The organism is Campylobacter concisus ATCC 51562, from assembly GCF_000466745.1.
GTDB classification, from domain to species: domain Bacteria; phylum Campylobacterota; class Campylobacteria; order Campylobacterales; family Campylobacteraceae; genus Campylobacter_A; species Campylobacter_A concisus_B.
Genome location: NZ_ANNI01000003.1, coordinates 74823 through 86994, shown reverse-complemented (window position 1 = coordinate 86994; position 12172 = coordinate 74823). Strand labels below are relative to the sequence as shown.

Here is a 12172-nt window from a genome sequence, read left to right as displayed (position 1 = left end):
AAAATTAAACTCAAGCGTGCTATAATAAGCCTTTTTTATAAAGGATCTAAAATTTTACGACATATCTTATTTACAATTTTTGTTTGCATTTTTATATATTTTGGTATCGCTACAGCTGCTCCAACTGCTGATTTTGTTGGCTCGCTTGGACAAAGCCTTGGTGTTTTAAATATCAAATATTTTGGACTTATCGCGTATGTTTATCCATTTTTATTGATCATTTTGGGCTATTTTGTCTATAAAAATTTTAAGAAATTTGACTTTGATTTTGCTCAGTTTTTGGTAGGAATTTTTCTTTTTTTTGTAGCTTTTTTAATGTTTCAAGCCTTGAGTGCTTCGAGTATAAATGGCGGTATAATTGGAAATTTCATAGTTAGTGCCTTAAAAGAGGTGATCGGCTCTATCGGCACTGCGGTTGCTATACTTATGATGTTTATTATCTCACTTGGGCTTGCTTTTAGGGAAAATTTTATAATTGTTTTAAGAAAGGCGTTTGTGGATAAAGAGACAAAAGTCCATGAAGAGAGAAATTTAAAAGAGATAAAACAAAAACAACTTCCAAAAATCGAACGCAAAAAACAAAAGAATAATGATATAAAAGAAGAAGAGCTTATAGAAGCTCAGGTGCTAAATGATGATGAACAGAATTTAGATGAAGAGCTAGAGCCTGAGCCAGAAAAAGAGAGTAGGGCCTCAACTATAAATGGAGTTGAAATTTTAAACGAAGTGGCTGAGAATAAGAAGCTGCTTGATCAAATAGAGCGAGGCAACGTCGAAAAGCCAAAGAATTTTGTCTTGCCACCGCTTAAATTTTTAAACGATCCGCCAAAACGCTCGCATAGTGTCAATGAAGCTGAAATCGATCAACAAATTTCTAATTTACTTGATAAACTCCGTAAGTTTAAAATAGACGGCGATGTGGTTAGAACTTATACTGGGCCTATCGTCACGACATTTGAGTTTCGCCCAGCGCCGCACATTAAGGTGAGTAAAATCCTCACTTTGCAAGATGATCTGGCGATGGCACTAAAGGCTCAAACGATCCGTATCCAAGCGCCGATCCCTGGTAAAGATGTGGTAGGCATCGAGGTACCAAATCAAAATTTAGAAACTATATACCTAAAAGAAATTTTAGAGAGCGAAGTCTTTAAAAATGCAAGTAGCCCGCTAACTATGGCGCTTGGCAAAGATATCGTCGGTGCCCCTTTTGTGACAGACCTTAAAAAACTACCTCATTTGCTAATCGCTGGAACTACAGGATCTGGTAAAAGTGTGGGTATAAACGCGATGCTTTTAAGCTTACTTTATAGAAATAGCCCACAAACTTTACGTCTAATGATGATCGATCCAAAAATGCTTGAATTTAGCATATATAACGACATCCCACATCTTCTAACTCCAGTTATTACAGAGGCTAAAAAGGCGATCACTGCACTTGCCAATATGGTCGCTGAGATGGAGCGAAGATATAAGATAATGAGCCAAACTCGTACGAAAAATATAGAGAGCTACAATGAAAAGATGAAAGAGGAAGGCGGCGAGCAGTTTCCATACATCGTTGTGATCATCGATGAGCTTGCTGATCTCATGATGACTAGTGGCAAGGATGTGGAGCTTTATATCGGCCGCCTAGCACAGATGGCAAGAGCTAGCGGTATACACTTGATAGTGGCAACCCAGCGCCCAAGTGTCGATGTCGTGACTGGCCTTATAAAGGCAAATTTGCCAAGTAGGATAAGTTATAGGGTAGGGCAGAGGATCGATAGTAAGGTCATCCTTGATCAAATGGGAGCTGAGAGCTTGCTTGGACGAGGAGATATGTTATTTACACCTCCAGGAAGCCCTGGCGTGATAAGACTTCACGCACCATTTGCTAGCGAAAAAGAGATAGAAACGGTTGTAAATTTCTTAAAAGAGCAACAAGATGTAGTTTATGATGAGAAATTTTTAATAGAAGAAGGCACAAGCGGAAGTGTGGCCGCTGGTACTCTAGGAGAAGATGAGCTTGACGAGCTTTACGAAGAGGCCAAAGAGATCATTTTAAGTGAGCAAAAAACGTCGATCAGTTATCTGCAAAGACGTCTAAAAATAGGTTACAACAAAGCTGCAAACATAATAGAGCAAATGGAAAAAATGGGTGTTTTAAGCCCAGTGAATGCAAAAGGACAAAGAGAAATTTTATAGCTAAAGTCATAAATTGTTTTAATTTTAGAATTTTAATTTTTATTAAAATTCTAAAAAGTCTTGACAAAGCACATTAAAATCTATATAATTACAACTCTTAAAAACATTGGGGTATCGCCAAGCGGTAAGGCAACTGGTTTTGGTCCAGTCATTCAGAGGTTCGAATCCTCTTACCCCATCCACTTTTTAAATCCAAAATGATACTTATCGCGGAGTAGAGCAGTGGTAGCTCGTCGGGCTCATAACCCGAAGGTCGGCGGTTCAAATCCGTCCTCCGCAACCAAATGCCCATTACTTTTATCATCCTTTAACTAAGCACCAACCCCCACACCATCACGTATATCATCTACATTGAGATGAACGTAGTATAAGCTGCTCTTAATATCCGTATGACCCATAAAAGCCATCAATTTATGAGCATTAAATCCCTTCAAACTCACTAACCTAGAAGCTACTGTATGGCGTAATACGTATAGTCCGTGAGTATTGTTTTCTCCCTTATATCCTAAATGGTTTCTTACAGCCCACCACATACGATTTGCTGTATCGTGGTTTAGATGAGTTATGGGGCACTTGTTTAAGGGTAGGTCTTTGCAGTTATCATAAGCCCCTTGAGATACCCAGTAGTAAGCCATACGAAGCACTCCATTGTCTTTTGTTTCAGTAAAGAGTTTGCGTGCCTCTATTTTACTTACGCTCTTAGCTATTTCTAAGCGTTGCTTTATGGCTTTGAAGACTAGAATAGTTTTGTTTTAATATGCAAAAAGAAAGATTAGTAAAAAATAGGTTTCATAACTTTTAAATATAAAAAGAGAAATTCCCACCTACTATTGTTTTTATAAATTAATTAGTATAAATTTAAAAATGCAGGAGGGGCGAATGCCCCTAATTATTATTTTAAAGTTTGGATGTATTCAGCCACTGCTTTTGCATCTTCGTCGCTCATTGGAGTAGCGATTGGTTTCATCATAGCGCCAAGACCAAATTTATTTGCTCCTGTTTTATAACCTTTTAGTGCCTCTTCAATAGCTGCTACATCAAGAGATGTTAAAGCTGGAACTTTATTATTAAAGACTTTTTCGGCTTTTGCACCATGACAGGCGATGCATTTTTTGTAGATAGCAGCACCATCTGCAGCAAAGGCAGCAGTTGAAAGTAGAGCTGCAACGCTAGAAACAATTAGTAATTTTTTCATTTTTCATCCTTTGTAAAAAAGTTTGTGCATTATAGTACAAAAAGGTAAATTCGCAAGAAGCTAGTTAAAATATTTTGGCTATAATCACCAAATGAATAAAAATGAGCCTATTAAAGCACTTTTTCTGGATCGAGACGGCGTAATAAACGAAGATGCTGGATATGTTTACGAGATAAAAGATTTTAAATTTATCGATGGTATTTTTGATGCGTTAAGGGAATTTGCTGGGGCTGGCTATAAACTCTTTATCGTGACAAATCAATCAGGTATCGGAAGAGGCTACTACACGCAGGAGCAGTTTGACGCTCTAAATAAATTTATGCTTGAAATTTTCAAAAAAGAGCAAATTTCCATCACAAAAGTCTATTTTTGCCCACATGCCCCAGAGGCAGATTGCGCTTGTAGAAAGCCAAATCCAAAGATGATACTTGATGCTTGCAAAGAGTTTAATATAAACCCTAAAAACTCGCTCATGATAGGCGATAAGCCAAGCGACGTCGAGGCTGGCAAAAGGGCAGGTGTTGGTAGAAATTTCTTGCTTGATGGCATAAATTTTAAAGATGTAAGAGATGTTTTAAATAAGCTAAAAAAGGAAAAATCACTATGAATTTAAACGGAAAAAAGATAGTTATAACTGGTGGTGCTGGCTTTATCGGCTCAGCCTTGGCGCACTATTTTGATGAAAATTACAAAGATGCTCACGTGCTTGTCGTGGATAAATTTAGAAACGACGAGACATTTAGCAATGGCAACCTAAAAAGCTTTGGTCATTTTAAAAATTTACTTGGATTTAAGGGTGAAATTTACGCTGGTGACATCAACGATCCTAGCACACTTGAAAAGATAAAGAGCTTTCGTCCAGACGTCATCTACCACGAGGCAGCGATCTCAGATACGACTGTAAAAGAGCAAGACGAGCTTATCAAAACAAATGTAAACGCCTTTGTAAATTTGCTTGATATCTGCGAGAGTTTAGGCGCAAAGATGATCTACGCAAGCTCTGGAGCGACTTATGGCAACGCAAAGAGTCCACAAACAGTTGGCGAGTGTGAAGCACCAAATAACGTCTATGGTTTTAGCAAACTAAGTATGGATAATATCAATAAAATTTACGCAAAGCGTGGTGTGAGTGTGGTTGGACTGAGGTATTTTAACGTCTTTGGCAAGGGCGAGTTTTTTAAAAATAAAACCGCCTCAATGGTGCTTCAATTTGGCTTGCAAATTTTAGCTGGCAAGACCCCAAGACTCTTTGAAGGCAGCGACCAGATCAAACGCGACTTTGTCTATATAAAAGATATCATTGACGCAAACATAAAAGCACTTGACGCGCCAAGTGGCGTCTATAACGCAGCTACTGGCAAGGCTAGAAGCTTTCAAGATATCGCTGATATCTTGCAACGCGAGATCGGCGTAAATTTAGGCAACGAATATATCAAAAATCCATTTATCGGCTCATATCAGTTTCATACAGAGGCCGACGTAGCTCCAGCTCGCGAGGCATTTGGTTTTAGCGCGACTTGGAGCTTGGAAGAGGCAATAAAAGACTACTTGCCAGAAATAAAGAGAATTTACAAGGAAGAGATAAATGGCTAAGAGAGTTAAAATTTTAGTCGTCGGCGATCTCATGCTGGACCACTATATCTGGGGCAGCTGCGACCGCATCTCGCCAGAAGCGCCAGTGCAGGTTGTAAAGATAAATAACGAAACCTACACGCTTGGTGGCGCTGGCAACGTGGTGAGAAATTTGCTCTCACTTGGCGCAAACGTGAGCGTGGCTAGCGTTTTGGGAGATGATGAGGCTGGCAAAAAGATAAAAGAGAGGCTTGCTGAGCTAAACGTAAAAGATGAGCTCATACTCACCGAAAAAGGGCGTGAAAGCTCAATAAAAAGCCGTATCATGGCATCGCACCAGCAAGTTGTCAGGATCGATAAAGAGAGCGTTGTCAAGATAAATTTAGAAGATGAGCTTGTCTTGAAAGTCAAAGAAAATCTTGCAAATTTTAAGGCTGTCTTGCTAAGCGACTACGGCAAAGGCGTGCTTAGCGAGAAGGTCTGCCAAGAGATCATAAGCGAGTGCGTGAGGCTAAATATCCCAGTACTTATCGACCCAAAAGGTAGCGACTACTCAAAGTATAAAAACGCAACCCTTCTGACGCCAAATAAAAAAGAGGCGAGTGAGGCTACAAATTTAAAGATAAGAGACAAGGTTGAGCTTGAAAAGGCGATAAAACAGCTAAAAGACGAGCTAAATTTGACCTATTCGATCATCACGATCTCAGAAGAGGGCATCGCGCTATATGATGACAGGCTGCACATCTTTGCCGCTAAAGCAAAAGAGGTCTTTGATGTCACTGGTGCTGGAGATACGGTGCTAGCTACACTTGGTTATATGCTAGCAAATGGGGCTGACATAAAAGAGGCGATAAAGATAGCAAATCTTGCTGCAGCCGTTGTCGTGGCTAAGATCGGCAGCGCAACGGCTAGCTTTAGCGAGATCGAGCAGCTGTTAAATAGCTCATTTGGGGCAAATTTCGAGCACAAGCTTAAAAGCGTTGAGGAGCTAGAAGAAATTTTGAGCCAAAAGGATAAGAAAAAGGTCGTTTTCACAAATGGTTGCTTTGATATTTTGCACGCTGGGCACGTAAAATACCTAGCACGCGCAAGGGAGCTTGGCGATCTTTTGGTTGTTGGGCTAAATTCTGATGCTTCAGTTAAGAGGCTAAAAGGCGAGGCGAGGCCTATAAACTCGCAAGATGATAGAGCCTGCGTGCTAAGTGGGCTTGGGTTTGTCGATTATGTCGTGATATTTGACGAGGATACGCCATTAAATTTGATAACAAAGATAAAGCCTGACGTGCTTGTAAAAGGGGCTGATTATAAAGATAAAGAGGTTATTGGTAGCGATATCGTAAAAGAGGTCAGGCTAATTGACTTTGTCGAGGGCAAAAGCACAACAGGGATAATAAAAAGGATAAAAGATGCTAAAAACAATGATAAAAAATGAGCTTGAGGCTCACCAAAAGACCTTTAATGAGCATGTAAATTTGCTGGATAGCCTAGAGCGCGCTTGCCAGATGGTGGCTGATACGCTAAAAAATGGTAAAAAGGTGCTGATATGTGGTAACGGCGGCTCTGCGGCGGATGCTCAGCACTTTGCAGCCGAGCTAACTGGCAGATATAAAAGTGAGCGCCAGCCACTACCTGGCATCGCGCTAACCACTGATACTTCGGCACTTACGGCCATTGGCAATGACTACGGCTTTGACTATGTTTTCTCACGTCAGTTTGAGGCCTTAGCCCAGTCTGGCGACTTACTCGTGGCGATCTCAACAAGTGGCAACAGCAAAAATGTCCTTGAAGCTATAAAAAGTGCCAAGAAAATGGGCGCATCAGTACTTGGACTTAGTGGCAAAGGAGGTGGCGCTATGAATGAGGGCTGCGATCTAAATTTAGTCGTTAGCTCAAGCGATACAGCAAGGATACAAGAGTCACACATATTTTTCATACACACAATTTGCCAGGCCGTAGACGAGGCTTTTAGGGGCTAAAATGCAAGAAGCGATGGATAAATTTTTAAAAGATCCCAGCCAGCAAAATGAGATAAATTTGATATCGGCTCTAAAAAAAGCTACTTTTTTCGCTCCGGTACTTTTAAACCAAGCACTCGCAAAGCCTGATGGTGGCGTCATTTATGAGGAGGAGGGCTCAAATATCAAATTTATCCTGCTTGAAGATGAGGGCGAAAAGCTTAGCTATTTTCCAGCATTTACTAGCAAAGAGGCGATGAAACTTTGGCGAAACGATAGCGAGCAAGAGAGCATTGAGATAGGGCTAAAAGAGTATCTTGCGATGCTAAAAGAGAGCAGTTACGCTGGAGTCGTTGTAGATGCATTTAGCTATGATTTTATTCTTAAAAAAGAGCAGATAGCAAGAATTTTAGACTAAAATTTTCATCGCACTATTGCCAAAGTCGCTGATTTGCTATTTAGCAAGTTTTTATTAATTTTAAGCTAAAATCAGCCAAGCTAAATTTAAGGAAAAAAATGAAAGACAATCTACTTGAATTAACCCAAGATATCGCTTCAGTTGATATCGAAGAGTCTATAAAAACTAGCTATCTTGACTACTCCATGAGCGTCATTGTCGGACGTGCTTTGCCTGACGCTAGAGACGGATTAAAGCCAGTTCATAGAAGAATTTTATACGCTATGGACAATCTTGGCGTTGGTAGCAGAAGTGCCTATATGAAGTCAGCTCGTATCGTCGGTGAAGTCATCGGTAAGTATCACCCGCACGGCGACACAGCGGTTTATGACGCACTTGTTCGTATGGCTCAGAAATTTTCTATGCGTTATCCAGTCGTTGACGGACAAGGAAACTTTGGCTCGATAGACGGCGACAGCGCAGCTGCGATGCGTTATACCGAAGCTAGAATGACTATGCTTACTGAAGAGCTTTTAAAAGATATCGACAAAGACACGGTTGATTTTGTGCCAAACTACGACGATAGAGAGGTCGAGCCAGACGTACTTCCAAGCCGTGTGCCAAATTTATTATTAAACGGCTCAAGCGGTATCGCTGTTGGTATGGCGACAAATATCCCACCACACAGTCTTGATGAGCTTATAGACGGTCTTTTGCTACTTCTTGAAAACAAAGAGGCGACGCTTGAAGAGGTGATGGAATTTATAAAAGGTCCAGACTTCCCAACTGGCGGTATCATCTTTGGTAAAAAAGGCATCATAGAGGCCTACCGTACAGGTCGTGGCAGGGTCAAACTAAGAGCCAAAACTCACATAGAAAAAAAACCAAACAAAGACGTCATAGTAATTGATGAGCTACCTTATCAAACAAACAAAGCTAGACTTATCGAGCAGATCGCCGAGCTTGTAAAAGATAAGCAGATAGATGGCATCAGCGAGGTTAGAGATGAGTCTGACAAAGACGGCATCCGCGTCGTCATCGAGCTAAAACGTGACGCTATGAGCGATATCGTGCTAAATAATCTCTTTAAATCAACCACGATGGAGAGCACTTTTGGCGTTATTATGCTTGCTATTAATAACAAAGAGCCAAAGGTATTTAACCTTATTGAGCTGCTTAAGCTATTTTTAAATCATAGAAAAACAGTCATCATTAGAAGAACGATATTTGAGCTTGAAAAAGCGCGCGCAAGAGCCCACATTTTAGAGGGTCTAAAGATCGCACTTGATAACATCGACGAGGTGATAGAGCTTATTAGAAATAGTGCTGATACAGCGGTTGCTAGAGAAGGTTTGATGAGTAAATTTAACCTCTCAGAGCTTCAAGCAAACGCTATCCTTGATATGCGCCTAAGCAAGCTTACAGGTCTAGAGAGAGAAAAACTAGAGGCAGAGCTAGCCGAGCTTATGGCTGAGATCGCAAGACTTGATGAAATTTTAAAGAGCGAGACATTGCTTGAAAATTTGATCAAAGAAGAGCTTCTTGAGATCAAAAATAAATTTAAAGTACCAAGAGTGACTGAGATCGTTGATGACTACGATGATATCGACATTGAAGATCTTATACCAAATGAAAATATGGTCGTAACCATAACTCACCGCGGCTACATCAAGCGTGTTCCAAGCAAGCAGTACGAGAAGCAAAAGCGTGGCGGTAAGGGCAAAGTAGCGGTTACGACATACGATGATGACTTTATAGAGAGCTTCTTTACTTCAAATACCCACGATACGCTTATGTTTGTGACTGACCGCGGACAGCTCTACTGGCTAAAAGTCTATAAGATCCCAGAGGGAAGCCGCACGGCAAAGGGCAAAGCGGTTGTAAATTTGATCCAGTTGCAGCCTGATGAGAAGATCAAAGCGATCATCCCAACGACTGACTTTGACGAGAGTAAATCGCTAGCATTCTTTACTAAAAACGGCATCGTAAAACGCACAAATTTAAGTGAGTTTAAAAACATCCGCTCAGTTGGCGTAAGGGCTATAAGCCTTGATGAAAACGACGAGCTAGTAACTGCGCTCATCGCTCAAACATACGATGATATGCCAGTCACTGACCCTGAAAATGAGCTAAGTGTTGAGACTGAGGTGCTTGAAGTAGAAGAGCTTCAAAATGAGATCGACGAAGATAGTACAAATGCTGAAGAGGACGCAAACTCAGGCGATGAGACAATGCTATTTGTCGTTACTAAAAAGGGTATGTGTCTTAAATTTAAGATCAGTAAGGTTCGCCAAATGGGAAGAACTGCTCGCGGCGTAACAGGCATTAAATTTAAAGAGCCAGGCGATGAGGTCGTAGGTGCAGCAGTCATCGAAAGCAATGATCAAGAAATTTTAAGCATATCTCAAAAAGGTATCGGCAAGCGCACAACCGCTGATGAGTACCGCTTGACAAACCGCGGCGGCAAAGGCGTCATCTGTATGAAACTAACAAGCAGAACAGGCGATCTGGTAGGCGTTGTGATGGTTGATGAAGAGCAAGATCTTATGGCTCTAACATCAAGCGGTAAGATGATAAGAGTTGATATGCAAAGCATCCGCAAAGCAGGACGTAACACAAGCGGCGTGATCGTAGTAAATGTCGATGGCGATGATGTCGTAAGTATCGCAAGATGCCCTAAGGCAGATGATGGCGAGGATGAGGAAGAAGCACCAAGCGAAGATATGGGGCTTTTGGAATAAATTTTGCTATTAAATTTTAAATAAAAGCATAAAAAAGGTTGTTTATGAAGGTTAAAATTTTATCTTTTACTTTGATGATTGCTGTTTTTAGCGGTTGCTCATTTAACGGCTTTATGGGCGAGCCAACTAGCACATCAAACCGCAATGTAGTCATCCAAAAGGTCGATAAAGACGATCTTAGAGAGGTGATGAAAAAAGAGAAGATGATATATGATAGCGCTCCAAAAGAGACCACTTTTAGAGCCACAGGCGAGGGCATAGCTCCACTAAATTCGCTCTCGTACGCTCAGTCAGTCACTCTTGCAAAAAGAGCGGCGATGGCTGATGCTTATTCGCAGCTTGCAGGCAAGCTTTACGGCGTAAAGATCAACGCTGAAGACACCGTAAGAGATGCGATGCTAAATGATTCATCTATCACTTCAAAGGTTCAAGGCCTTGTCAAAAACGCAAGGATCGTGAATGAAAATTTCAAAGATGGGCTTTATAAGGTAAATATGGAGCTTAAGATAGACGAAGATAAGTGGCGAGAAGTCTTTTCTTACTAACGATACTTTTAAATTTTGCCTTTTGCTTGGAAGAATTTATCTTCTGGGCGAAGGTCGATACAAAAAACCAAATAGTTGCCTTTGAAGAAATTTCATTTTCAATGGCGATGACTCTAACACCAAATCCAAAACCAAAATTTCTTTGTCAAATAGACGCTTTTAAAGATGAAAACACCACAACTCTTGGCTTTTTAAATTTACACAAAGATGAAATTTTTGACTGCTTTGCCTTAAAAAAAGTGATGATAAAAAATGAGCTTAATGTCAAAAATGCACAGGTCACAAACGCTTCAAATTTGAAAATTTTGCCAGTTAGATTTATGGTGGAATTTAAGCCAAAATCCGCTATCATCGGCACACTTCAATAAAAAGAGATCAAATGAATATCGTCATAGTAGAAGATGACATCAATATGCGAAAGTCGCTTGAGATCGCACTTGGCGAGTATGAAGAGCTAAACATCAAGAGCTACAAGAGCGCAGTTGAGGCTCTAAAAAAACTAAGCGACGATACTGATCTAATCATCACCGATATAAACATGCCAAAGATGGACGGACTCGAGTTTATTAAAGAGCTAAATGGCAAATTTGACGTCATCATAATGACAGGAAACGCGACACTTAATAAGGCGATCGAAAGCGTTAGGCTTGGCGTAAAGGACTTTTTAACCAAGCCGTTTGACGTCTCGACGCTATATGAAGCGATAAAAAGGGTCGAGCTTCTTAAGCAAAAAACTCCAAAAACCATAAAAAAAATAGAAACAAAAAGCGAAAATAACGGCTTTTTATCCACTTCAAAAGCGCTTGAAGCTACGCTAAATATCGCGCTAAAAGCCGCAAGGACTGACGCTTCAATAATGCTTAGTGGCGAAAGCGGCGTTGGTAAGGAGGTCTTTGCTAAATTTATCCACGCAAACTCGCCTAGAAAAGATGCTGCATTTGTTGCTTTAAATATGGCTGCAATCCCTGAAAATTTGATAGAAAGTGAGCTTTTTGGCTTTGAAAAGGGCGCTTTTACAGACGCAGCGACTACCAAAAAAGGGCAGTTTGAGCTGGCAAATGGCGGAACGCTATTTTTAGATGAGATCGGCGAGATGCCTATAAATTTACAGCCAAAATTGCTTCGTGCTTTGCAGGAGCGCGAGATAACAAGGCTTGGCGCTACAAAGAGCGAAAAGATAGACGTTCGCATCATCTGCGCTACAAATGCAAATTTAGAGCTTGCTATGAAGGAGGGCAGGTTTAGAGAGGATCTTTTCTACCGCCTAAACACGATCCCGCTTTTTATCCCGCCACTTCGCGAGCGAAAGGATGAAATTTTGCCTATCGCGCAGGATGCTTTGGACAAATGCTGCAAAGAGTATGGCTTTGAGGCTAAAAATTTCTCAAAAGCAGCCAAAGAGGAGCTTTTAGGCTACGACTATCCAGGCAACATAAGAGAGCTCATCTCAGTCGTGCAGCGTGCAGCGATACTAAGCGAGGGCGATGAAATTTTGCCAAAAGATCTATTTTTGCAAGCAAGAAGTAGAAAATAGGTAAAAATTTAAGTTTTTGGCTAGTAAAATTATGCAAATTAAGAAAATT

The 12172-nt window shown here is 40.7% G+C and carries 11 protein-coding genes, 2 tRNA genes and 2 pseudogenes; 13 read left to right on the top strand and 2 right to left on the bottom strand.

What is annotated here, in order from left to right; all coding sequences use genetic code 11:
• Window positions 1-3: 3 nt before the first annotated feature.
• From ATCC51562_RS09945 to ATCC51562_RS01785, 4 genes and pseudogenes are all read left to right on the top strand, one after another.
• Window positions 4-462, top strand: a pseudogene (locus tag ATCC51562_RS09945) (DNA translocase FtsK 4TM domain-containing protein); the annotation flags it as partial.
• Between the two features lie 261 nt (window positions 463-723).
• Window positions 724-2184 (top strand): annotated as a pseudogene (locus ATCC51562_RS01795) (DNA translocase FtsK); the annotation flags it as partial.
• Between the two features lie 107 nt (window positions 2185-2291).
• Window positions 2292-2366, top strand: a tRNA-Gln gene (locus ATCC51562_RS01790).
• Between the two features lie 26 nt (window positions 2367-2392).
• Window positions 2393-2467 (top strand) — tRNA-Met (locus ATCC51562_RS01785).
• A gap of 28 nt (window positions 2468-2495) precedes the next feature.
• On the opposite strand, the gene ATCC51562_RS09940 is transcribed toward ATCC51562_RS01785, so the two are convergent.
• Entirely contained in the window at window positions 2496-2909 is a 414-nt protein-coding gene (locus ATCC51562_RS09940) for a tyrosine-type recombinase/integrase (protein ID WP_414531036.1), read from the bottom strand.
• Window positions 2910-3076: 167 nt separating this feature from the next.
• Window positions 3077-3379 carry a c-type cytochrome gene (locus tag ATCC51562_RS01775; protein WP_021090501.1) on the bottom strand — a complete coding sequence of 101 codons (303 nt, stop codon included), beginning with the start codon at window positions 3377-3379 and terminating at the stop codon, window positions 3077-3079.
• Window positions 3380-3470: 91 nt separating this feature from the next.
• On the opposite strand from ATCC51562_RS01775, the gene gmhB reads away from it, so the two are divergent.
• The 9 genes from gmhB (at window position 3471) to ATCC51562_RS01730 (ending at window position 12123) form a co-directional block, all read left to right on the top strand.
• A complete protein-coding gene (gmhB, locus tag ATCC51562_RS01770; protein WP_035167164.1) occupies window positions 3471-3986 on the top strand; it encodes a D-glycero-beta-D-manno-heptose 1,7-bisphosphate 7-phosphatase in 516 nt (171 codons plus the stop codon).
• Window positions 3983-4972: an ADP-glyceromanno-heptose 6-epimerase gene (gene rfaD / locus ATCC51562_RS01765; RefSeq protein WP_021091057.1), complete on the top strand. Its 990-nt coding sequence runs from the start codon at window positions 3983-3985 to the stop codon at window positions 4970-4972. The genes gmhB and rfaD overlap by 4 nt, the downstream gene beginning before the upstream one ends.
• A complete protein-coding gene (gene rfaE1, locus ATCC51562_RS01760; RefSeq protein WP_021090916.1) occupies window positions 4965-6383 on the top strand; it encodes a D-glycero-beta-D-manno-heptose-7-phosphate kinase in 1419 nt (472 codons plus the stop codon). The genes rfaD and rfaE1 overlap by 8 nt, the downstream gene beginning before the upstream one ends.
• Window positions 6358-6927, top strand: coding sequence for a D-sedoheptulose 7-phosphate isomerase (gmhA, locus tag ATCC51562_RS01755; RefSeq protein ID WP_021090624.1), 570 nt, complete (start codon window positions 6358-6360; stop codon window positions 6925-6927). Before rfaE1 ends, gmhA begins: the two co-directional genes overlap by 26 nt.
• Window position 6928: 1 nt before the next feature.
• Window positions 6929-7324 (top strand): SseB family protein, encoded by a 396-nt coding sequence (locus ATCC51562_RS01750; RefSeq protein WP_021090632.1) that lies wholly within the window; start codon window positions 6929-6931, stop codon window positions 7322-7324.
• Window positions 7325-7422: 98 nt separating this feature from the next.
• Entirely contained in the window at window positions 7423-10044 is a 2622-nt protein-coding gene (gyrA, locus tag ATCC51562_RS01745) for a DNA gyrase subunit A (RefSeq protein WP_021090901.1), read from the top strand.
• A 44-nt stretch (window positions 10045-10088) separates the two neighbouring features.
• A complete protein-coding gene (locus tag ATCC51562_RS01740) occupies window positions 10089-10589 on the top strand; it encodes an LPP20 family lipoprotein (protein WP_021090504.1) in 501 nt (166 codons plus the stop codon).
• Window positions 10565-10957 (top strand): hypothetical protein, encoded by a 393-nt coding sequence (locus tag ATCC51562_RS01735; protein ID WP_021090739.1) that lies wholly within the window; start codon window positions 10565-10567, stop codon window positions 10955-10957. The genes ATCC51562_RS01740 and ATCC51562_RS01735 overlap by 25 nt, the downstream gene beginning before the upstream one ends.
• A gap of 11 nt (window positions 10958-10968) precedes the next feature.
• Window positions 10969-12123 carry a sigma-54-dependent transcriptional regulator gene (locus tag ATCC51562_RS01730; protein ID WP_021090884.1) on the top strand — a complete coding sequence of 385 codons (1155 nt, stop codon included), beginning with the start codon at window positions 10969-10971 and terminating at the stop codon, window positions 12121-12123.
• The last annotated feature ends 49 nt before the right edge of the window (window positions 12124-12172 follow it).

Excerpts from the sequence above, each read along its gene's own strand:
- ATCC51562_RS01775 (WP_021090501.1), bottom strand. The coding sequence starts at position 3,379 with ATGAAAAAATTACTAATTGTTTCTAGCGTTGCAGCTCTACTTTCAACT.
- gmhB (WP_035167164.1), top strand. The coding sequence starts at position 3,471 with ATGAATAAAAATGAGCCTATTAAAGCACTTTTTCTGGATCGAGACGGC.
- rfaD (WP_021091057.1), top strand. The coding sequence starts at position 3,983 with ATGAATTTAAACGGAAAAAAGATAGTTATAACTGGTGGTGCTGGCTTT.
- rfaE1 (WP_021090916.1), top strand. The coding sequence starts at position 4,965 with ATGGCTAAGAGAGTTAAAATTTTAGTCGTCGGCGATCTCATGCTGGAC.
- gmhA (WP_021090624.1), top strand. The coding sequence starts at position 6,358 with ATGCTAAAAACAATGATAAAAAATGAGCTTGAGGCTCACCAAAAGACC.
- ATCC51562_RS01750 (WP_021090632.1), top strand. The coding sequence starts at position 6,929 with ATGCAAGAAGCGATGGATAAATTTTTAAAAGATCCCAGCCAGCAAAAT.
- gyrA (WP_021090901.1), top strand. The coding sequence starts at position 7,423 with ATGAAAGACAATCTACTTGAATTAACCCAAGATATCGCTTCAGTTGAT.
- ATCC51562_RS01740 (WP_021090504.1), top strand. The coding sequence starts at position 10,089 with ATGAAGGTTAAAATTTTATCTTTTACTTTGATGATTGCTGTTTTTAGC.
- ATCC51562_RS01730 (WP_021090884.1), top strand. The coding sequence starts at position 10,969 with ATGAATATCGTCATAGTAGAAGATGACATCAATATGCGAAAGTCGCTT.